General features: G+C 61.7%; 15 protein-coding genes and 1 pseudogene. 6 read left to right on the top strand and 10 right to left on the bottom strand.

The window, feature by feature from the left end; genetic code table 11:
- Positions 1–54: 54 nt before the first annotated feature.
- The 3 genes from CB0101_RS01260 (at position 55) to CB0101_RS01250 (ending at position 5,013) form a co-directional block, all read left to right on the top strand.
- Positions 55–1,896 carry an NAD-binding protein gene (locus tag CB0101_RS01260; protein WP_010309543.1) on the top strand — a complete coding sequence of 614 codons (1,842 nt, stop codon included), beginning with the start codon at positions 55–57 and terminating at the stop codon, positions 1,894–1,896.
- The gene (locus CB0101_RS01255; RefSeq protein ID WP_010309545.1) at positions 1,889–2,905 is read left to right on the top strand and encodes an esterase-like activity of phytase family protein; all 1,017 of its coding nucleotides are present in this window, start codon (positions 1,889–1,891) and stop codon (positions 2,903–2,905) included. Before CB0101_RS01260 ends, CB0101_RS01255 begins: the two co-directional genes overlap by 8 nt.
- A 131-nt stretch (positions 2,906–3,036) precedes the next feature.
- Positions 3,037–5,013, top strand: a complete 1,977-nt coding sequence (locus CB0101_RS01250; protein ID WP_010309547.1) for an alkaline phosphatase PhoX — start codon at positions 3,037–3,039, stop codon at positions 5,011–5,013.
- A 45-nt stretch (positions 5,014–5,058) separates the two neighbouring features.
- Here CB0101_RS01250 and CB0101_RS01245 read toward each other — a convergent pair whose 3' ends face one another.
- The 6 genes from CB0101_RS01245 to CB0101_RS01220 form a co-directional block, all read right to left on the bottom strand.
- On the bottom strand, positions 5,059–5,898 hold the full coding sequence (locus CB0101_RS01245) for a sigma-70 family RNA polymerase sigma factor (RefSeq protein ID WP_010309550.1): 840 nt from the start codon (positions 5,896–5,898) through the stop codon (positions 5,059–5,061).
- A gap of 10 nt (positions 5,899–5,908) precedes the next feature.
- Entirely contained in the window at positions 5,909–8,446 is a 2,538-nt protein-coding gene (locus CB0101_RS01240) for a glycogen/starch/alpha-glucan phosphorylase (RefSeq protein WP_010309553.1), read from the bottom strand.
- 37 nt (positions 8,447–8,483) lie between these two features.
- The gene (locus CB0101_RS01235; protein ID WP_010309557.1) at positions 8,484–9,920 is read right to left on the bottom strand and encodes an MFS transporter; all 1,437 of its coding nucleotides are present in this window, start codon (positions 9,918–9,920) and stop codon (positions 8,484–8,486) included.
- A 60-nt stretch (positions 9,921–9,980) separates the two neighbouring features.
- Positions 9,981–11,438 (bottom strand): NAD(P)/FAD-dependent oxidoreductase, encoded by a 1,458-nt coding sequence (locus CB0101_RS01230; protein ID WP_010309559.1) that lies wholly within the window; start codon positions 11,436–11,438, stop codon positions 9,981–9,983.
- 82 nt (positions 11,439–11,520) lie between these two features.
- The gene (locus CB0101_RS01225) at positions 11,521–12,282 is read right to left on the bottom strand and encodes a phosphatase PAP2 family protein (RefSeq protein ID WP_071778135.1); all 762 of its coding nucleotides are present in this window, start codon (positions 12,280–12,282) and stop codon (positions 11,521–11,523) included.
- Positions 12,279–12,887, bottom strand: a complete 609-nt coding sequence (locus tag CB0101_RS01220; RefSeq protein WP_010309564.1) for a hypothetical protein — start codon at positions 12,885–12,887, stop codon at positions 12,279–12,281. The genes CB0101_RS01225 and CB0101_RS01220 overlap by 4 nt, the downstream gene beginning before the upstream one ends.
- 143 nt (positions 12,888–13,030) lie before the next feature.
- Here CB0101_RS01220 and CB0101_RS01215 point away from each other — a divergent pair, with 143 nt between their 5' ends.
- Both CB0101_RS01215 and ppk1 read left to right on the top strand, forming a co-directional pair.
- Positions 13,031–13,342 carry a hypothetical protein gene (locus CB0101_RS01215; protein WP_010309565.1) on the top strand — a complete coding sequence of 104 codons (312 nt, stop codon included), beginning with the start codon at positions 13,031–13,033 and terminating at the stop codon, positions 13,340–13,342.
- A gap of 50 nt (positions 13,343–13,392) precedes the next feature.
- Entirely contained in the window at positions 13,393–15,645 is a 2,253-nt protein-coding gene (ppk1, locus tag CB0101_RS01210; protein ID WP_010309567.1) for a polyphosphate kinase 1, read from the top strand.
- Between the two features lie 943 nt (positions 15,646–16,588).
- Here the strand turns inward: ppk1 and CB0101_RS15585 are convergent.
- Positions 16,589–17,143 (bottom strand): annotated as a pseudogene (locus CB0101_RS15585) (ArnT family glycosyltransferase); the annotation flags it as partial.
- Between the two features lie 436 nt (positions 17,144–17,579).
- On the opposite strand from CB0101_RS15585, the gene CB0101_RS01200 reads away from it, so the two are divergent.
- Positions 17,580–18,560: an IS5 family transposase gene (locus CB0101_RS01200; protein WP_136643901.1), complete on the top strand. Its 981-nt coding sequence runs from the start codon at positions 17,580–17,582 to the stop codon at positions 18,558–18,560.
- Positions 18,561–18,727: 167 nt separating this feature from the next.
- On the opposite strand, the gene CB0101_RS01195 is transcribed toward CB0101_RS01200, so the two are convergent.
- The 3 genes from CB0101_RS01195 to pstA all read right to left on the bottom strand — a co-directional run bounded on the left by CB0101_RS01195 (position 18,728) and on the right by pstA (position 20,806).
- A complete protein-coding gene (locus tag CB0101_RS01195) occupies positions 18,728–18,985 on the bottom strand; it encodes a hypothetical protein (protein WP_136643924.1) in 258 nt (85 codons plus the stop codon).
- A 63-nt stretch (positions 18,986–19,048) separates the two neighbouring features.
- Positions 19,049–19,873, bottom strand: a complete 825-nt coding sequence (gene pstB / locus CB0101_RS01190) for a phosphate ABC transporter ATP-binding protein PstB (RefSeq protein WP_010309587.1) — start codon at positions 19,871–19,873, stop codon at positions 19,049–19,051.
- Between the two features lie 39 nt (positions 19,874–19,912).
- Positions 19,913–20,806, bottom strand: a complete 894-nt coding sequence (pstA, locus tag CB0101_RS01185; RefSeq protein WP_010309589.1) for a phosphate ABC transporter permease PstA — start codon at positions 20,804–20,806, stop codon at positions 19,913–19,915.
- Positions 20,807–20,831 lie beyond the last annotated feature (25 nt).

Raw genomic sequence — 20,831 nt, 5'->3', positions numbered from 1 at the left:
GAAGGACAGCCGCTGAGGCGGTTTCTACGGTGATGGCGACGGGTTTGAGCCAGGGTGTCGATCGGGGATGGGGCTGTTCTGATCTGCGGGCTGGGTGCGCTGGGTCAGGCTTGTCTGGAACGTCTGCTGCCCTTCGACGTGCCGCTGAGGGCGGTTGACTTGCACTCTCCTCAATGGCGGCGAGCGGACCTCAGCCAACGGATCAGCCTGGTGGTGCAAGGGGATATGCGCCAGGCCCAGGTGCTCGAGCGCGCGGGGGTGCGCCAGTGCCGATCCGTGTTGCTGCTCAGCGCCGATAGCCAGGTGAATCTTGAGGCCGCCCTGCAGGTGCGCGTTTTAAATCCGGATGCCGACGTGGTGGTCCGCTCCAGATCCGGTGAGCAATCCATCGGCCAGCTTCTGGAGCAACGGCTCCCCAAAGTGGCGGTTGTCGACCCCCTGGTGCTCACCGCCGGAGCCGTGGCGAGTGCTGTGCAACCCCATGAGGGATTGATTCAGCTCGACACCCACGGCGAAGACGAAACCATCAGCGTGGTGAGCCAAGCGGAAGCAGCGACTGCCCTGGCCTGCAGGCGAATGCGCGCCAACGGCGGTGCCCCATCCGACCTCTGGATCACCGTGCGCCAAAGGGGCAGCGCTGTGCAACACGCCAAAGGCTCCAACTGGTGGCAACTGCCAATCAAGATCCTGCGCTGGCAACCGCGCTGGCGCTCCCTGGCGTGGCAACCGATGAGCTGGGTGGCTCCACTCGTTCTCGCCGCCATCGTGCTGGGCCTGGCCCTGTTCTCCGGGCAGGCGGGGAGTTGGCAGCGGGCGCTGTTGATCACCCTGGGGCTGTTGCAGGGTGAATTCGTTGACCCCGTGATGCTGCTGAGTCAGCGCAGCCTGTGGCATTTGCTGGCTGGGCTCAGTTATGCCCTCCTGGGAACCCTGCTCACATCGGCCCTGGTGGCCCTGATCCTCGAGCGCCTGCTCACAGAGCGCTTGGGCTTACGCCGCCGGGACCGTGTCAAAGGCGGCAGCCGACAGGTGGTGATCGTGGATGGGCCAGAGGTGGTGGAGCCGATTCGAACGCTGCTGGGAAGCGAACGCATCGGTGTTCAAACCGCCAGCCTCAGCGAGGGGATGACCGCTCTCGATCGTGAACTGGAGCGCTTGAACAACAGCCAGGTGGTGGGGATTGGACTGCTGAGCAACCACTTGCTGAGCAACGTGCATGCTGCCCTGGCCCTGCAACAGAAGGATCCAACATGCAGGCTCGCCGTGCTCGCCCATGCGATGGAAGCGAGCGATCAACTCGGGCAAATGCTCGGTGGGGTCACGGTGATCTCGGCGGTGGATCTGGCCGCTGACGCACTGGTGGCAACAGCCTTTGGTGAACGCGTTGAGCGGGTGTTGCAGATCAAAGGCGTGAACCACCTGGTGGTGCGCTACAGGATTGAGCCGGATGATCAGCTGTGCGGGCTCACAGTCGCGCGGGTGGAAAACGGCTACGGCATGACGGTGTTGCGTCACCAGCGCCAGCATCGTCCACAGGCCCGCGCGATTCCGCCCCTGGATTGGTCGTTGTTGGCGGGGGATGCCATCACCGTGCTCGCCACCCTCGACAGCCTCCGGCGCGTGGAGTGCGGTGATCGCGAACCGCCGCAGTGGTGTGTGGAGCTGCGCTGCCAGCCCCATCCCCATGAGCGCTTTGTGGTGCAGCAATGTCTCGCCCGCTATCTCGATCTGGCACCTGGACAAGTGCAAGGCTGGCTCGACGGCCACTGGAAACGAAGCAAACCCCTCGATCGCGATCTGGCGGAGCTGATGGAACGGGAATTGCAACGCCTGCGGGTGCAAACGCGACTGTGCCGAGCCGACGCCCCCAGTCATCCCGGCAGCAGCCATGACTGACTGGCTGCCGCCACTGCTGCTGGGGCCCGGCTGGGGACTGATCAGCCAGCTTCTGCCCTGCCCATTGGCAGCGGGTTGGACTGTTCAGCAGGATCTGCCCTTGCCGGCTCCAGGTGGCGGCTATTCCGCAATCCAAATCGAACCCGCCACGCATCGCGTCTGGCTGTTGAGCGACCTGCCGGAAGGCGAGCTCAGCTCCTGGACGTTGCCATTGGAAGGGCGCCAACCCCGCCGCATCAGGAGCCTGCAACTCCAAGTGCCGCCATCGGTGACCCAACAATTGGATAGCGAAGGCCTGGTGATCGAGGCTGATCAGGCCTGGATCGCCACCGAAGGCCGGCGCAGCCCTGAGCGCGAACCGCAGCTGTTGCGGTTCTCCCTCAGCAACGGAAACCTCCAGGCCTCATTCCCCCTGCCCCCAGCCTGGCAACAAGGCCTAGAAAGCAATGCAGGTCCGGAGTCATTGGCACGGCTCAGCCGCTCCAGCGAACCCCTGGCCCTGCTGATGGCCGCGGAGCGACCGCTCCGCCAGGACCCTGCGAATCAGGTTCGCTTGCTGCGCTGGCACTGGCCCGCCGGCCGCGACCCACAGCGAGATCCGCCAGAGACCAGCGAGCAGGGCGCGTTGGCCGCGCCGGCGGGGGGCGACTGGGGGCTGACCGATCTTGTGGTGCTGCATCCGGCTGGGCCACAGCCACCCCTGCTGCTCACCCTCTGGCGCCGCTACCAAGACCCCTTGCAATGGAGCAATCAACTGCGCCTGTATCGGCTCCCCAGGGCACAAAATCTGGAGCAGCCCTTGCAGCAGTGGGATCTGCAAACGAGCGGCTTGACTCCGGAAAACTGGGAAGGCCTCAGCATGGGTCCCACGCTGTCGCCTGGACAACCGAGCCTGATGCTGGTGAGCGACGACAATCGCAATCCCTTCCAGACCACCCGGTTGGCACTCCTACGGCCACGTCGCTCCAGCCAGTGCACGCCGGAGCAGGCAGGAAGCGAGCGCAGATGAAGAGGCGGACGCTGCTCGAATTGTTAGGCCTCAGCGCGGCAGGCGCTGCCGTAGGGACAGGGGGCCATCACCCTGTTTCAGCCCGGCCAGGCCCAACCGCGCGATGGCCCTCGATCCGAGGGCCAATCCCGTTGCCCAGCGATGGGCTCGATGCCGCCCAGCAACGCCTGAGCTATCAACGCACCACACTCCACGACCGGGTCGACGTACCCGCCGGATTCCGCGCCGATGTGTTGCTGAGCTGGGGAGATCCGCTTGGCGAGGGCGTGATGGGCTTCAACAACGACTACCTCGCCTTCACGCCCTTGAATCCAGATCGTGCTTTGCTCACGATCAACTTCGAATACATCAGTGCACTGACCTGGCGCGAGGGCTATCTCGACGCCCATGGCACCAACCTGCCGTTTGCAGCACTGGAGGAACGTCTCAAGGAGGCCGGTGGTCGAGCCCACATCCCCGCGCTTCCGGCAGATGCCGCGTTGCGCACCCTGGCGGTGCAAGTGGCCTCGGCCGCTCTCGAAGATCTCGGAATTGGTGTGGCCAGCCTGCGGCGCGAAACAGGCGGGGGTTGGCGCCATGAACCCACAGCGCTGGAGCGACGGATCCATGGCCTGAGCGGCCTGAAGAATCCAAGCCAAAGATTGCGCAGCACCGGGCCGGCAGCGGCGGTGTTTCGCCGGCGCAATCGCCTGGGCTACGACGACGGCCTCGGCGATCAGATCATCGGCACTTTCGCCAACTGCGCCGGAGGACAAACACCCTGGGGAACCGTGCTATCGGCCGAAGAAAATTTCCAAACCCAGGTGCCCGAAGCGGTATACGCCGATGGCAGCTCGGCAGACCCAGCGGGATGCCCCTTCCAATTCAGTCGCCAACGCATTGGGGGCCTGGGGAATCCCTTTGGACTGGCCGGCAACAAATACGGCTGGATGGTGGAAGTTGATCCCCAGAATCCCAACCAACCAGCGATCAAGCACACCTGGCTGGGGCGCTTCCGTCATGAAGCGGTGGCCGTACGCGCCAAGGCCGGTGAGCCGCTGATCGTCTACTCAGCCTGCGATCGGCACAGCGGGCACCTCTACCGCTTCGTGAGCCGCGAGCGGGTGTTCGATCCCCAGGATCCTGATAACTCACGGCTCCTGGAAAACGGACGACTGGAGGTGGCGCAGCTCGCTGCGGATGGCACAGGACGCTGGCTGCTGCTGGCTCCGCAGACGGCGGTTGCCCCCCTCAACCCTTCGCATTACGAACGGTTCGGCAGTCCATCCAGCGTGGAGGTTCCCCACCGTGATCGCAGCCGTGCCGGAGCCGAACGTCTACGCACAGACGCCGATCGACAGCGCTACTGCGCCCAATTCCAGACATTGGCTGATCTCTACAGCGGCGAGGGCGATGAACAGCAGGGGGCGATCCTGATCGATGCCCATCTGGCGGCCAACGCGATCGGTGCCACCCCGACAGCCCGGCCGGAAGATACCGACCTCGATCCCATCAGCGGCGATCTGTTGATCACCTTCACCATGGGTGGATCCGATGAAACGGGCAATCCTGACCCCGCCATCTTCCGTGGTCCAAAGGGTGAAACGCCCTGGCCATTCGGTTGGGTGATGCGAATGACCGACGCTCCAGCCGACAACACCAAACCCGGCGGCAGCCTGCAATGGCGGATGGCCGCCACCGGTGGAACGCCGTGGGAGGGAGGCCTGGGATTTGCCAACCCCGACAACCTGGCCATCGATCGTCAGGGCAATGTCTGGATGGTGACTGATCGATCCTTTAGCAGTGCTCAAAGCGACGTCTTTGGCAAGAACGCCTGTTGGATCCTCCCCCGAACTGCATCAGCACAACAGGAAGCTGTGCTGTTTGCCAACGGTCCGATCGAAGCCGAGCTCTGCGGGCCCTGTTTTGACCCCGAGGAACACACGCTGTTCCTGGCGGTGCAGCATCCAGGCGAACAACACGGCTGTCACCAACGTCAGCAGATCGAACACCAAGCCTTCACCTTGGAAGATCGTTCGGGTCAACGCTTTGATCAGCTACGAACGGTGCCACTGGGGTCGAACTGGCCTTCGGGGTGCCGGGCCGCGCGCCAAGGCCCGCGATCGTGAGCGTGCGGCGCCTGGGGGGTGGGCCTTTGCTGCCGCAGGGCTGATTCAGGCCAGATCGGCGAGCAACTCGCGGGCAGAAGGATCCACCAAGCGGAGACGTTTGCTGGCCCGCTCCAAGCGGCGATTCAATGCCTGACGGGTGATGCCCATGCTGCGGGCCACCTCACTCTGGCTTTCGCCCTGCGCCAACCGATCGAATACGGCGATCTCACTGGGTGCTTTGCGGCGAAACCGCGCAGCGACATCCTGCAGATCCTGATGATCCAGCGAACGATTCAGGGGCGCCGCAAGAGAATCACTCAACTTGAGCTGGTCGTTCCCCATCTCGATCGGGCGATCGAGACTATCCACCTGCGATGCACGCCAGGCCTCCTGCAGCTCCTTCAGCTGGCGCGGCTCCACACCCAGATACTCAGCCAGTTCATCGTGGCTCAGGCCCGGCGGCGCAAAGTGGGCTTTGAGCCGCATCTGTTGCTGACGTGCTGAGAGGCGGATGGAACTCTCGCTCGCCTCAATCTCACGGCGAATCGCCTGGCGAATCCACCAGCTGGCATAGGTGGAAAAGGAATAGCCCAAGGCGGGGTCAAATTTCTCCACGGCACGAATCAGACCGATCGTGCCGGCCTGAAGCAGATCCGAAAACTCAAGCGCTGAACTTCTCTGAATGCGAGCGTGATAGGGCTTCGCAATACACACCACCAGGCGGAGGTTCTCTTTGATCATGCGGCTGCGTGCCCTGGCAGCCGCACGGCGCTGGGCTGGGGTGGCCTGGGGATCGTCGGCCGCCCGAATCTGCTGGCCGCGGCTGATCACCAGCCGCGACGATCCCTGGGGCAAGCGGCCGACGGCATCGAGCCAGGCGCGGGTGCTGTCTTGAGCTGCCATGGTCTCAGGATCAGTCGGATGTCGATGCAGCGGGCTGTTCCGCCAAGGAGCAGGCCAGCTCCACGGGCAGAGGCTTCACCTTCCAAACACGGTCGGCATACTCCTGAACGGAGCGATCCGAGGAGAAGAAGCCGCTGCGCGCCGTGTTCATCAGGGATGATCGCCGCCAACCGGTCGGATCCAGCCAACGGCCATCGATCCGTTGTTGCGCCTGTTGATAAGCATCGAAATCACCCAGCACAAAGAAGGGATCCGAGTGCAGAAGGCCATCCAGCAAGGGGGCAAACAGGCCACGGTCGCCCTCGCTGAAGTGACCGGAATAGAGCAGTTCAACGACCTCCTGCAGCATCGGCAAACCCTGCAGCACCTCCCAGGGCCGATAGCCCGAATCACGCCAGGCAGCTACTTCATCGGTGCTCAGCCCGAACAACTCAAAGTGTTCATGGCCCACCTGCTCAAGGATCTCGACATTCGCGCCATCGAGGGTGCCCAGGGTGATAGCACCGTTCATCATGAATTTCATGTTGCCGGTACCGGAGGCTTCAAGGCCAGCGGTGGAGATCTGCTCCGACAGATCAGCGGCCGGATAGATCTTCTCTGCCAATTTCACATTGAAATCAGCAAGGAACACCACCTTCAGCAGATCTTTGCAATCCGGGTCGCGGTTCACCACATCCGCAATGCCGTTGATCAGGCGGATGATCAGCTTGGCCAAGTAGTAACCAGGAGCCGCTTTACCGGCGAATACCACCGTGCGCGGCACCATTCCTTCGGTGAGGCCCTTCTTGATGCGCAAATAGCGAGCAATGACCTGCAGAGCGTTGAGGTGCTGACGCTTGTATTCATGAATCCGCTTCACCTGCACATCAAACAGTGAGGTGGGATCCACCAGCAAGTCATGACGCTCGGCGATCAAGCTCGAGAGCTGGCGCTTGGCCGCCAGCTTACAGGCCCCCCAACGATCCAGGAAACTCGAATCATCAGCGAGCCGCTCCAGCTCGCTCCAGCGCTGCGGCTGCACGGGCCAGCCCTGCCCCAAACACTCGCCAAGCAGAGCAGCCAAGGGCGGATTGGCCAGAGCCAGCCACCGGCGCGGCGTCACACCGTTGGTGACGTTGGTGAATTTCTCAGGCCATAGAGCCGCAAACTCCGGGAAGAGATCACGCTGCACCAGCTGGCTGTGCAATGCCGCTACACCGTTGATGTGATGGGAGCCAAGCGCAGCCAGGTGAGCCATCCGCACCGCTTTACCGCCACGCTCATCAATCAGCGATACACGGCTGAGGATGTCGTCGCGGCCGGGATAGCGCAGCCGCACCTGTTGCAGGAATCGGCTGTTGAGTTCAAAGATGATCTGCAGATGCCGCGGCAGCAAACTCGCGAACAGGCCCAAGCCCCAGCACTCCAGAGCCTCTGGTAGCAGGGTGTGGTTGGTGTAAGCCAGCGAGCGGGTCGTGATCCCCCAGGCCTGATCCCAATCCAGCTGATGCTCATCCACCAGCAATCGCATTAATTCAGCCACCGCGATCGCTGGGTGGGTGTCGTTGAGCTGCACCGTCCAGTGATGCTCAAACTCGGCAATGGGGATCTCCCGCTCCTGCAGGCTGCGCAACATGTCCTGCAGCGAACAGCTCACAAAGAAATGCTGCTGCTTGAGCCGCAGGCGGCGCCCCGCGTCGGTGCCGTCGTTGGGATACAACACCTTGGAGAGCGTTTCACTATTCACCTTGTCTTCCACAGCAGCGTGATAATCACCACTGTTGAAAGCACGGAAATCAAAGCTCTCCGTAGCCACGGCCCGCCACAGCCGCACCCGCCCGCAGGTGTTCACCCCATAGCCGAGCACGGGCACATCGTGAGGGATCCCCAGGGCTTGCTCCGCTGGTTCCCATCGCACCCGCAGCCGACCGTCGCTGTCGTGAAAGGTGCGGGTGCTGCCGCCGAAACCAACACGGCACGATTTGTAGGGATACACCACCTCCCAGGGCCAACCGCCCTTCAGCCACTTATCGGTGATCTCCACCTGCCAGCCGTTTTCAATCAGCTGATCGAAGATGCCGAATTCGTAGCGAATGCCATAACCCGTCGCCGGAATCTCCAGGCTGGCCAGCGACTCCACATAACAAGCAGCCAGCCGGCCAAGCCCTCCGTTGCCCAGACCCGGCTCCTCCTCCACCGCCAGGATGCGGTCGAGATTGCTCACCCCAAAACGGGCCATCGCGTCTTGGGCCTCCTGCCGGATCCCCAACATCAGCAGGTTGTTCCCGAGCTGGGGGCCAATCAGGAATTCGGCCGATAGATAGGCCACCGATTTGGTGGGATGTTGGCGCTGCAGATCCTTGTAGGCCAGATGCCGTGCCATCAGGCGATCACGCACGGCGTAGCTCAGCGCCATGTACAGGTCGTGATCGCTGGGAGACGACGTGCTCGCCCCCTGGCTGAAGAACAGATGCTCGGTAATGCCGTCGAATAGGTCATCCGAGGTCAGACCGGTGCGCTGGGCATCGCCATAACTGGCTGGCAGCGCAACTTGAGGGGAGATGGTCATGGCAGTGGCAAAGAGGAGAAGAACGGGATGACGCGATTCAGAGCGTTTCCATATCCAGACCTTTGGTTTCAATCCGGTAGAGCCAGGTCACAACCGCTCCCAGCAAGGAGGTGATCACCAGGACCATCAACAACCGCTCCGTGCCCCAGGATTTCAGCAACGTGGGGAAGAAAAAAGCGGTGAGCACTGCACCAACCTTGCCGCTCGCGGCAGCAAAGCCAGCACCCAGGCCGCGGATGCGGGTAGGGAACACCTCTCCAGCCAGGAGATAAGTGGTGGCGTTGGGGCCGAAGTTGGTCATGAACTGGAAGATCAAGAAACCAGCCACGATCAACACCAGATGATCCGTGGATTGGTTGCCTCCCCCACCCAGTGCCGCCAACAACAAGCCAACGGCGCAGCCGATGAATCCGATCACCTGAAGCGGGATACGCCCCCAGCGATCGGCAAGCACAATGGCCACCGCAATTCCCACGAGGAAGCCCACATCAATCAGAGCGGTGCCCCGTGCACCGATCAGATCGGCGTGGATGACGGAAGCCACGTTGTGTTCATGGCTGGCTTTTCCAAAGGCCAGGCCAATGATCACGGGTGTGAAAATGCCGATCCCGTAGGTGGACAGATCCTGCAGGAACCAGGGAAGCGAGGTAAGGATCGTGCCCCGCAGATACTTGCCGATGAACAGCTGCTCCCAGGAACCCTTGCGCTGAGGGCGCCCAGACTCGCTCTCCACTTGAACGCTTTTGAGTTGGAGATGCTGCCGGTTGAGCAACTTGCGCAACTGCTTCTCAGCCTTGGCGGTGAGTCCGCGCGTCACCAACCAATGACTGCTTTCGGGCAGGAACAGACGCCCCCAGATCACGGCTGCCACCGGGATGACCGGCACGAGATAAAACAGGCGCCACGCATCGAGATCGGGTTTCGCGCCCAAGATCACGGCCGCGATGGCCGTGCCGAGTACAGCACCCACGGCCTGAAAACTGAAGGCACCCAGCACCAGCCGACCACGAATGGAGGCGGGAATGCTCTCCGAAATCACCAGGTGCGCCGTGGGGTAATCAGCACCGAGAGCGAGGCCGGTGACGAACAGGCTGCCGATCAACACCTCCTTGGACGGCGCAAAGGCCGCCACAAGCAAGGCGATCAACAGCAACACCATCTCGCCGATGAAGACAGGTTTGCGGCCCAGCCGATCCGCGAGCCCACCGAGGAAGAGGGCACCAAACAGGATTCCCGCCAGGGTGGCCGCCGTGATCAATCCCTTATCGATATCGGTGAGCGCAAACTCCTCACTGATCAGGGGCAGGCCGACGCCTTGCATGAAGACGATCATGCCCTCGAAAAACTTGCCAGCGGTGGCGAGCCCCCAAACCAGCCACTGCATCGAGGAAAGCGGCGGACCAGCCAGATGGTCGCCGTCGTCCCAGCTGGGTATTTCCTCAATGAACGCCTGAACGGTCTTGGGGTGGCCCATGGGAAGGGACGTGACCCTTCGACCATGGCAAGCATCATCAAGCTCTGCGTTAAGGCAAGGTCAACATTCGCTCAAGGCTTTTTGTTGCTCTCGCTGCTGGAACTGCTCCACCGCCTCCGCCATCGGACCCAGTAGATCAGCGAATGAAGGTTCGTTGTCCCAGCCCATCGGGAAGGGAGCCGTGCCCTGGCCTGGTTGCACATCATTGGGCAGACCCGTGATCAGCAACGAACTGCGCTGCTCACTCACGATCGCCCACAGCCACTTCACCAGCAGGGTGATGCGGTTTTCGTCGTCGGGCATAAACGCGAGGTGGGCCAAGGCCCAGAGCACCCAACCCGGAAAGCCTGCGAGCTTGATGCCCCGCAGGTTGGCCACAGCACTCAGGCGGCCCAGCACAGCCATGCTGCCGAAATCCACGTAGCGGAAGGGGGCGTGAGCGCGCCCTTCGAGCTGGGCGCGGATCTCCCGGCCCACCCATTGGCCCATCTGTGTGGCAGGCCCCGCCATCCCGGGGATGGCTTGGCCGTCTGAGCTGGCGTGGGCGTAGTGGCAGAGGTCACCCACCACACGGATGTCGGGATAGCCGGCAATGGAGAAATCAGGCTCCACGATCACCCGCCCGCCACGATCCAGCGCGCAACCGGTGGCATCCGCCAAGCGCTGGCCCAGCTTCGAAGCCCGCACACCAGCCGTCCAGAACACATTGGCCGCCTGCACTGGGAGCTCCTGTTCATCAGCGCAGCGGATCACCACCTCGCCGGGTTGCATGGCCACAACACGGCCAGGAACCAGCTCGATGCCCTTGGCGCGCAGGTCTGCCGATGCAGCCTCCGACAACAACTCGGGCAGCTCCTTGAGCACACGCCCACCGGAGACAACCAGCACCACACGGGTCTGTTCAGGATCGACACGGCGAAAATCCTTCGCCAATGCACGCCGCATCAGCTCAGCAACCGAGCCCGCCAATTCGCAGCCGGAGGGGCCACTGCCCACCACCACCACGGTTTGCAAAAACTGGCGCTGCTTCGGATCCACCGTGCGCTCCGCTTCTTCAAGCGCCATGAGCAAACGGCGGCGAATTTCCTCGGCGTGCTCCAGAATTTTCATGGGCGGAGCTAAAGCCCGCCATTCCTCATGGCCGAGATAGGTGCTGCCGGAACCGGTCGCGAGCACCAGGTGGTCGTAGCGCAGATGGGTGCCGTTGAAGGCAATGCTGCGTTCAGCTGGATCAATCTGCGTGACCTCCCCCAACAGGATCTGCAGATTGGCCTGATCACCCACGAGCATCCGCAGCGGGATCGCCACATCACCGCGGGAGACCAATCCCGTGGCCACCTGATACAGCAACGGTGCGAAGAGATTGAAGTTGCGCTTGTCGATCAAGGTGACACGCACCTTGGCGCCTTTGAGTGCCCGGCACACCCGTAACCCAGCAAAACCTCCTCCCACCACCACCACATGGGGCCATGAGGATGTTTCGGGTGACTCAAGCTCTAGAAAAAAGCGCTCGGCCATGGTGCGCGTTGGCAGATACGCCGAAGGTATTGAGGGCTTCTGTGTTGTCCTGTGCTGTGCAACACACGCCCTCAGCGACGCATCAATGCACCAGCACGGGTAAAGCTGAAGCCGGCGCCTTGCGCACCTGATCCAATTCAGCCTGCACGGCTGGATCAGCTTTGAACGCGCGCCACTGGGGCGACTGAATCAGCTGGTTGGCCGCGGCAGCACCGAGACGCTGACCGGCCTCCACATCTGAGGGGTAGTGCATCCCGCACAGCACACGGCTGTTGCCGCCATGGCGCCCAAGCTCAAGCAGCCTGGAGCGCCGCTCGGGCAACAGATCAGCCAAGAGCTCTGAGGCAGCGCGATACCAGGTGGAGTGTCCTGAGGGGAACGACGCACTCGACTCCAAAGGCAAGCAGGGAATGATCTGGGGATGACTCACAAATGGACGGGGCCGATTCACGCGGTCCTTGATTTGATCCTTGAGGCCATCCACCGGCTTGAGAAAAGCTTTGAGTGCGGCATTCAGCAAAGGGGTGGTGCGCACCATGTCGACACCGAGAGCACGGCTGAAGGCGGTGGGATTGCGCTCCAGCAGCGCCCAACTGCCACTCACAATCTCTGGAGTACGCGCCTGTTGCAGCCAAAGCAGAATGGCCAGATCCTCCCGTGCCGCTGCACTTCCTGCAGCAGGCGGCAGCCCCACCACACGGCTGAGGGGATCGGCGGTGAGCGTTGGCACTGACAAGGCCCCCGATTCAGCTCGAGCCGTGAGCGGTGCCGCCAAACCGGCCAGCACAGTGAAGGAGGCGATTAGCCGACGGGGGGCGAAGCAACGAGCAGGAACGGGAGTCATGGCCGAATGCGTGGAGTGAGGGCGGAGCAGCGCTGCGAACCATCCAGCAGTGCAACTTGGCTGTAACGCCTCACCAAGGGTGTGGCGGAATTGTTGGCGTAGGTCAATCGATACAGGGTGTCGAAATCGTCGTCGGCAATCGGGGGCATCCCAGCCCAGCCCAGGCCAGCGGCCAAGAGAGGCAGATGCCGATGCTCCCAAAAAAGCACCAGCAGACCACCCTGGAGGGATGGATCAAGGAGCATCTGTTCGCCGGAGCGCCGTGAATCCTGAAGCGACGTGCGATCAATCCGGATGTTCACACCGCTGGCCACACCAAGCGGCACGGCCGTTTGATAGCTGCGGGCGTTCTTGCTGGTCTCGTCATCGAGGGCATAGGTGGTGATCTGCGTGGGCGCGCCAAAACAAGCGGGGATCACGTTGGCCAACGCGATCGCACGCTGAAAACCAGCGGGCGAAAGGTTGTAGGACGTGGCAGAGGGATCTTTGTGGCCATGGCGCATCAACAGCACCTGGGCCGGTAGCGACCACACAGGCCGATCACCCCCGGCGCACAGCACCAAGACCAGGCCACAAACGCTGAGCAGGGCAGCATGCGCGCGCAAGCCGAGAGCACTGCAAATGACACCGCCAGTGTGGTGCACAACCGCAGATCCACCATCACGGTGGCGACACGCCAACGTGCATGGCGACACCACCCATCGGCCAAGGACAGCGAGAGAGTGAGTGGGGCCGGCTCTCGTTCGCCATGCCCGAACTCGCTTGGACGACCAAGGTGCACCAGGCGAGCATCCTGCGCCTGCGCTCATTGATCGCCAGCAGCCTGGACCTTGAACTGCAGCAACGACATTGCCGCGATGGCTACCTCCTGCTGCGGGAGGCGGGATTGCCGCGCCATTGCCAGGCTGAAGCTGTTGTGGTGACGATGCACTGGAAGAATTCACGCACAAACCTCTGCCACATCAGCGTGGTGAGTGAAGAGATCGACCACCCGGAATCCACCCGCTGCTGGGATGTGGCCGTTCGACTGAGGCGGTTGCTCCAGCCAACCAAGCCATAACCTGACCGCAACCTTCGCCCCCTACAAAAGATTCATCCCTCAGGCGATCCATGACTTCCGCTCAGCTGGCCCACGAGCTGTATCTCAACCGTGAGCTGAGCTGGATCAAGTTCAACGAGCGTGTGCTGGCGCAGGCCCTGAATCCACGCACACCTCTGCTGGAGCAGGCCAAGTTCAGCGCCATCTTCAGCAACAACCTTGATGAATTCTTCATGGTGCGGGTGGCCTCATTGCAGTCGCAGCTGCATGCAGGCGTGCAAAGCCTTAGTGAAGATGGACGCACGCCAAGACAACAACTGGATGCGATCCGCGAGCAGCTCGAGCCTCTGCTGCTTCGGCAGCAGGATCACTACCGCCACAGCCTCAAAAGCAGCCTGGCCGAGCAAGGCATTCTTCTGCTCGATTACGACGATCTCTCCCGCAAGCAGAAAGACTGGGCCAACAGCTACTTCCACACCAGTGTCTTCCCCGTTCTCACCCCACTGGCGGTTGACCCAGCCCACCCATTTCCATTCATCAGCAATCTCAGCTTGAACATTGCGGTCACCATTCGTGACCCCAACACCCAACAACAACAATTCGCGCGGATCAAAGTTCCCCAGAAAAACCTGCCGCGCTTTGTGAGCATCCCGCCTGAATTGCATGGTGGGCGAACACCCCAACCTCTGTTCATGGGCTTGCCACTGGAGCAGCTGGTGGCCTTCAACCTGCAGCGCCTATTCCCGGGGATGCTGATCGAAGGCCATCACTTCTTCCGGGTCACCCGTGACGCCGATCTGGAGCTGCGGGAGCTCGAAGCCGACGATCTGATGGAGGCTCTGGAGCAAGGCCTGCGCAAGCGGCGCATGGGGGGCGAAGTGGTGCGCCTGGAGGTGGCCGACGAGATGCCAGCTGAACTGGTGGAGCAGCTGATGCGCGGCATGGAGGTGGACGACTTTGACGTGTACCGGATCAATGGCCCACTCGGCTTGGATGATCTGATGGGCCTTCTGGCGATCAACGCGCCCCACCTCAAAGACGCCCCTTTTCGGGGCCGAACCCCCAAGCAGCTGCGCACCACCCAAAGCAGCCAGCTGGAGGATGGCTCGCTGCAATACCAGGATTTTGAAAGCATCTTCCGCGTGATCCGCCGCGGCGATGTGTTGCTGCATCACCCGTTTGATCTGTTCTCCACCTCCGTGGAGGAGTTCATCAACCAAGCCGCTGATGATCCCCACGTGCTGGCGATCAAGATGACGCTCTATCGCGTGTCGAAAAACTCACCGATCATTGCCGCCCTCATTCGCGCTGCCGAGAACGGCAAGCAGGTGATGACCCTGGTGGAACTCAAGGCCCGCTTTGACGAAGACAACAACATCCAGTGGGCCCGGCAACTGGAGCGCTCCGGTGTGCATGTGGTGTACGGCGTGTTAGGCCTGAAGACCCACACCAAAATCACCCTGGTGGTGCGACGCGAGCAGGAGAACCTGCAGGGCTACTGCCACATCGGAACGGGCAACTACAACTCCAAAACATCCAGTCTTTACACCGATCTCGGCGTCCTCAGCTGCAACAACGAGCTGGTGAGCGACCTGGTGGATCTGTTCAACTACCTCACCGGTTTCTCCAAGCAGCAGGAGTTCCGCCGCCTATTGGTGGCCCCCGTGACCCTGCGGCGGCGCATGCAGGAATTGATTCAGCGGGAGATCGAGCACGCGCGCGCCGGTCGGCCGGCCGCCATCAAAGCCAAGATGAATGCATTGGTGGATCCAGGCATCATCGCCTTGCTCTATGAAGCCTCTCAAGCTGGGGTGAGCGTAGATCTGGTGGTGCGGGGCATGTGCAGCCTGCGCCCCGGCCTGCCCGGAGTGAGCGAGAACATTCGCGTGATCAGCGTGATCGGACGACTGCTCGAGCATTCACGCCTCTTCTGGTTTGCCAACAACGGCGAAGCCGAGCTGTTCCTCGGCAGTGCCGACTGGATGCCCCGCAATCTGGATCGCCGGGTGGAAGCGGTGGTGCCGGTGCTTGATCCCAACATCAGCCTGCAACTGGAGTGGTTGTTGCAGCTTTATCTCGACGATGCCCATGGCTGGCTGATGCAACCTGACGGCAGCTACATCGAGCGTGATGCCGAAGCCAAGGGCCCCGTGGCGCAGCAGGAGCTGATGGAGTTGTGGTCGCTCAGAAGCGCTCCGGCTGAGGCACTTGCCAAGTGGGAATCAAGCCCTGGCGCTGTGCCAACACCTGTGCCTTCCGCTCCAGTTGGCGACGATCCAACCACCACAGCCCAAAGCGCCCCTGTTGTGCAAGCCGGCGACTGAGCAGAGCCGCCCAGTTGCGGTGCTGGGCAAGGCTGAGCGGGGCTGCCACGAGAATGCGGTCGCTGGGGTGAGGCGCCTGCAATCTGGGTTCCCGACGCAGGCGGTCATCGAGATTCACCAGCGCCTGGCCGGAGAAGCCTTCGTAGGCGATCCGCGACCGGGAATAGAAGTGAAAGCTCGGCCGGATCACTCCCAACATCGCGATCGGTTGCCCGTGCAGCTGTTCCGCAGCCTGCAAATCACGGGCTTGTAGCGCGAGGGAGCGGAGCGGTTGGCTGCGCAAGCCATCACCCAGACGCAGCAGTGGCCAATACAGAGCCGGCACCAGCAACAGCCAACTCAACTGCACAGCCAACACAGGCGTGGCCCACCGATCTGCTCGCGTCGGCATCGTGAACCAAAGGGCGATCAAGCCTCCCGCCACCAGCAAAACCAGCGCCGGAGCGATCACGCCAGACGCCCAAAGCGCCTGCTCCAGACCCACCAGATCGGGATCGCCAACCGCAGAGAGCCATTGCGGGGTGAACAGCAAAGCCAGGCCCAAGCTGAGGGAACACAGCGCACCCAAGCGCACACACCAGCGCACAGCCGCATCGCGATCTGCCAAAACCGAAGCGGCCAACAAGGCCGCAGCGGGCGTGGCTGGCAACCAGTAACTCGGCAATTTGGTCGCCGAGACACTGAAGAGCAGCAACACCGCCAACAACCAGCAGGCCGCAAAGCGAGGCAGCCCAGGCCCACGGCGCAGGCCCCGCCATAGGCCGAGCACAACCAACGGGCTCCAGGGAAGGCTGGCCACCAGCAGCATCGCGCCGTAGAACCACCACGGAGCCGCATGGCGATTCACCACCTCGGTGAAACGCTGCAGGTTGTGGTAGCCAAAAAAGCTCTGAGCAAAGGCTGATCCCTCTCGCCAGAGGGCGGCGCCATACCAAGGGGCAGCCACCACCACGGTGATCAACAGGCCCCGTAGCGGCTGCAAACCCCGCCAAAGTTGAGCGGGGTTGCGGTCCAACAGCGCGCAACCAGCCCAAGCCAGGCCAAACAGCACCAAGGCCACAGGCCCCTTGGTGAGCGTGGCGAGCCCAAGGGCTAACCAACACAGCCACCAGGGCACCCGAGTGCTATGGCACGACCACCAGGAACTCAACATCGCCAACGCCACCAGGGCCGTCAGCAGGCTGTCGCTCACACCGATGCGGCTCCAGAGCAGCACCAAAGGGCTCAGGCCAAACGACAGGCCCGCCACCAACCAGAGGCCCTGAGTGCGAGCGAGAACACGGCGCTCCCACCATGCCGTCATCAGGCACACCAGCAGCAACGTGCCAGCCGATGCCAATGCGGACGGCAATCCCGCCGACCAAGACCCCAGCGCATCCCAACGCGCCTGGCCCGGAAGGCTATAGAGCGCAGCCATCAGCCAATAGACCAAGGGGGGCTTGTCGTAGCGGGGTAATCCGTTGACCTGGGGGATCAACCAATCCCCGCTCTCGGCCATTCCGCGGGCTGAGGCGGCAAACAGCGGCGGTGTTTCATCCACCAAGCCGATCCCACCGAGATCCCAGACAAACAACAGCGCACTGAGCAGTGCAGCCAACAGGGCTACACCCCACCAGGGGAATGAATTACGGCTGAGCAACGATCAATGGACGCAAATGGGGGTGAATATCACCGGTGACGAAGCTGGATAGGCCAAATCCCTGACTGAGTGCAGCGACATGAATGCAGGTGGCCGAAGCCAGCGCAAACAGAAAGCGAACGTGATCCGTCACGCCAGGACTGGCAGGGAATAGCGCAACTCTGCTACCGGGAAAGCGATCGAAGCAAGTACACCGTGATGTAGCGGGCCAGACAACCCAGACCTAGGGAAATTCTGGAAAACCCAGCCCGTCTGCGCGAAAATGAACCTGTAATCGCAGACCAGGACTGGGTTGATGGGCGGCAAGCAGCTCGGTTTCACGGACTATGAGCTGACCACGGCCAAGAAGCGCACCAAGCGCGAGAAATTTCTCTCCGAGATGGAGGCTGTGGTGCCTTGGCAGGCACTCATCGATCTGATCGAGCCGCACTACCCCAAGGCGAGCAAGAAAGGCGGCAGGCCTCCCTATCCGCTGGCAACGATGCTGCGCATTCATCTGCTGCAGCAGTGGTACTCCCTCAGCGATCCGGCCATGGAAGAGGCCTTGATCGAGGTGCCCACCATGCGCCGCTTTGCCGGCATCGAGCTGATCAGCGATCGGATCCCGGACGAGACCACGATCCTCACGTTCCGCCATCTGCTTGAGAAGCATGGGCTGGGTGAGCAGATTTTTGACACCGTCAAAGCGCTCCTGGCCGCTCGGGGCGTAACCATGCGTCAGGGCACGATCGTCGATGCCACCTTGATCGCAGCGCCCAGCTCCACCAAGAACAAAGATGGGAAGCGGGATCCGGAGATGCACCAGACCAAAAAGGGCAACCAGTGGTACTTCGGCATGAAGGTCCACGCCGGCGTTGACAAGGACTCAGGCCTGATCCATTCGGTTGTCGTCACCGCCGCCAACGTGCACGACCTCACCCCGGCAGCTGAGCTACTGCATGGAGATGAGGAGGTGGTGTACGGCGATGCTGGCTACCAGGGCATCGCCAAGAGACCAGAAATGGCTGGCAAGACAGCGGAGTTCAGAGTGGCGATGCGGCCCGGCACGCGCAGGGCTCTTCCTGACACCCCGGATGGGAGGGTGCAGGATCTGATCGAGACGGCCAAAGCTCACATCCGCTCCAAGGTTGAGCATCCCTTCCGTGTGATCAAGCAGCAGTTCGGCTTTCAAAAGACCCGGCTGCGAGGCTTGGCCAAGAACCGCTGCAAAATCAACGTGCTTGCGGCACTGTCGAATCTGTACCAGGCCCGACGACAATTACTCGCGACAGTGTGAACAGGGACTTGGTGTGCCTGCACACCTCTATTTAGCCTCAAAACCAGCCGAAAGTGGCTGGATATGTGAGCCAAGGTCATCAAAAAATGGCCTCAGAGGCAATTTGCAGCCAAAACCACTCTTTCTGCTCGCTGCCGCCGCTCAAACACCGCTTGTCCAGAGTTTCCCTAGCGCTCAAGCAGAGACGAGCGGCTACCACGCAGACTATTCCACAATTGTTTGATTTCGTCGTAGGCGGCTTCTTGGCTGATCTTGCCATTGCCCTGGAGACCAACAATCAAGCCCACACGATCGGCGAATTGTTCAAGGTTCTGATGAAAAGCAACCCGCTCAGGGGTCCAGTTGTCACCGCGGTAATGGCTGAATCCCTCCAGGGGCGAGTGGGTCCCCTCCCCACCCGACAGTGGCCCAGGAGACTCAGTCATACAGGGAACAACCAGTGATGCAACAAGCTAACGCCATGGAGAGCGATTTGGTGTTCACCATGATCAGCCAAACCGGCCCGAGACATAATCCTGGGTGGCCTGCTGCGTTGGAGCATTGAAGATCGTTTCCGTGGCCGCAAACTCCTCAAGACAGCCCACCTTGCCGTCGCCATCAGCCTTGGGGGTGACGTTGAAAAAGCCGGTCATGTCGCTCACGCGCACAGCCTGTTGCATGTTGTGGGTCACGATCACAATCGTGTAGCTCTTCTTGAGCTCATGCATCATCTCCTCGATCTTGAGGGTTGAGATGGGGTCAAGAGCCGAGCAAGGCTCATCCATCAGGATCACCTCAGGCTCAATCGCAATGGCGCGGGCAATACACAGACGCTGCTGCTGACCACCGGAGAGGGCATAGCCACTTTCCTTGAGTTTGTCCTTGGTCTCATCCCAGATGGCAGCCTTGCGCAGAGAGCGCTCCACCAGTTCGTCCATATCACCGCGGTAGCCATTGATGCGGGCACCGAAGGCGATGTTTTCGTAGATGCTTTTGGGGAAGGGATTGGGTTTTTGGAACACCATGCCGATGCGGCGGCGCACCTCCACAGGGTCAACCTGCGGCGCATAGAGATCCTGACCATCAAAAATCACACGACCTTTGATCGTGCATCCCTCGATCAGGTCATTCATTCGGTTCAGGGCCCGCAGCACCGTGCTCTTGCCGCAACCGGATGGGCCGATGAAAGCTGTGACCTGACCGCGGGGGATTTGCATGTACACACCCTTAACGGCTTCATTGCCGCCGTAGCTGATGCCGACGTTCTCGAGTTCCATGCAGAACTCAGAACCGGATTGCTGCAGGTGAGACGGAGAAGGCATGGAGGTGGTCATGGCACAGGTTTGGTGACGGAGCGAGAGGAAAGGGGACAATCAGGCGCGAGCGAACCGACCCAACCAGCGCGCGAACAGGTTGGCGGCGAGAATCATCACGACCAACACAAACGAGGCAGCCCAGGCCAGGGCGATCTGTGCGTCGTAAGGCATGATGGCGAAATTGAAGATCAACACCGACATGGTGGCGATCGGATTGAACAAGCCCTCCTGCCAGAAGGGCGAGAACAGGGCGGTGAAGATCAACGGAGCTGTTTCGCCGGCCGCGCGGGCAATCCCCAACACCACGCCAGTGGCGATCGGTGTGAACGCCGCTGGCAAGGTGATGCGGGTGATGGTGACGAAACGGGAGGCGCCGATGCCAACAGCTCCCCAGCGCAACTCTTGAGGAACGAGCTTGAGGGCTTCGTCGGTGGTTTTGATCACCGTGGGCAGCATCAGCACCGACAGGGCCACACCGCCGGCCATCGCGCTGTAGCTCTGATCAAAGAAGAGGCGGGTGCTCACGATCAGGCCGTAAACAAACACGCCGCAGATGATCGAGGGCACACCTGAAAGCACGTTCGTGCCGAACCGCACAAACTGGGCAAACCAGCCGGAGCGCGAATACTCGGCGAGGTAGATGCCGCCGCCAACGCCTACTGGGATGGCGATCAAGCTGGCGATCAAGGTCACCACAATCGTGCCAATGATGGCGTTGCCGATGCCACCACCGTCTAGGCCTGGGGGCGGAGGCAACTCCGTGAGCAAGCGAAAGCTCAGCAGAGATCCGCCTTTGACGAGCACATAGCCCAACACCAGCAGCAGCGGAAGCACGGCGATCAAGGCGAAGGCTGCGGCCACCACCGTGAACAGCAGATTCCAGCGATTGCGCGAGAGGGAGCTGTTGAAACGCAGTGATGAGCGAGCGAAGCCTGGCTGCAGGGGAGCCATCGAAGGAGCTGTTGAAGTCATCGTG

The sequence above is a fragment of the Synechococcus sp. CB0101 genome, assembly GCF_000179235.2.
GTDB lineage: Bacteria > Cyanobacteriota > Cyanobacteriia > PCC-6307 > Cyanobiaceae > Vulcanococcus.
The sequence above is the reverse complement of the archived record's forward strand: the minus strand, read 5'-3'. Positions and strand labels throughout refer to the sequence as shown.

Bases quoted from the DNA above. Each gene is read 5' to 3' on its own strand.
- CB0101_RS01195 (WP_136643924.1), bottom strand. From the start codon at position 18,985: ATGACTGAGTCTCCTGGGCCACTGTCGGGTGGGGAGGGGACCCACTCG.
- ppk1 (WP_010309567.1), top strand. From the start codon at position 13,393: ATGACTTCCGCTCAGCTGGCCCACGAGCTGTATCTCAACCGTGAGCTG.
- CB0101_RS01245 (WP_010309550.1), bottom strand. From the start codon at position 5,898: ATGGCAGCTCAAGACAGCACCCGCGCCTGGCTCGATGCCGTCGGCCGC.
- CB0101_RS01235 (WP_010309557.1), bottom strand. From the start codon at position 9,920: ATGGGCCACCCCAAGACCGTTCAGGCGTTCATTGAGGAAATACCCAGC.
- CB0101_RS01230 (WP_010309559.1), bottom strand. From the start codon at position 11,438: ATGGCCGAGCGCTTTTTTCTAGAGCTTGAGTCACCCGAAACATCCTCA.
- CB0101_RS01200 (WP_136643901.1), top strand. From the start codon at position 17,580: ATGGGCGGCAAGCAGCTCGGTTTCACGGACTATGAGCTGACCACGGCC.
- CB0101_RS01225 (WP_071778135.1), bottom strand. From the start codon at position 12,282: ATGACTCCCGTTCCTGCTCGTTGCTTCGCCCCCCGTCGGCTAATCGCC.
- CB0101_RS01255 (WP_010309545.1), top strand. From the start codon at position 1,889: ATGACTGACTGGCTGCCGCCACTGCTGCTGGGGCCCGGCTGGGGACTG.
- CB0101_RS01215 (WP_010309565.1), top strand. From the start codon at position 13,031: ATGCCCGAACTCGCTTGGACGACCAAGGTGCACCAGGCGAGCATCCTG.
- CB0101_RS01240 (WP_010309553.1), bottom strand. From the start codon at position 8,446: ATGACCATCTCCCCTCAAGTTGCGCTGCCAGCCAGTTATGGCGATGCC.
- pstA (WP_010309589.1), bottom strand. From the start codon at position 20,806: ATGGCTCCCCTGCAGCCAGGCTTCGCTCGCTCATCACTGCGTTTCAAC.
- pstB (WP_010309587.1), bottom strand. From the start codon at position 19,873: ATGACCACCTCCATGCCTTCTCCGTCTCACCTGCAGCAATCCGGTTCT.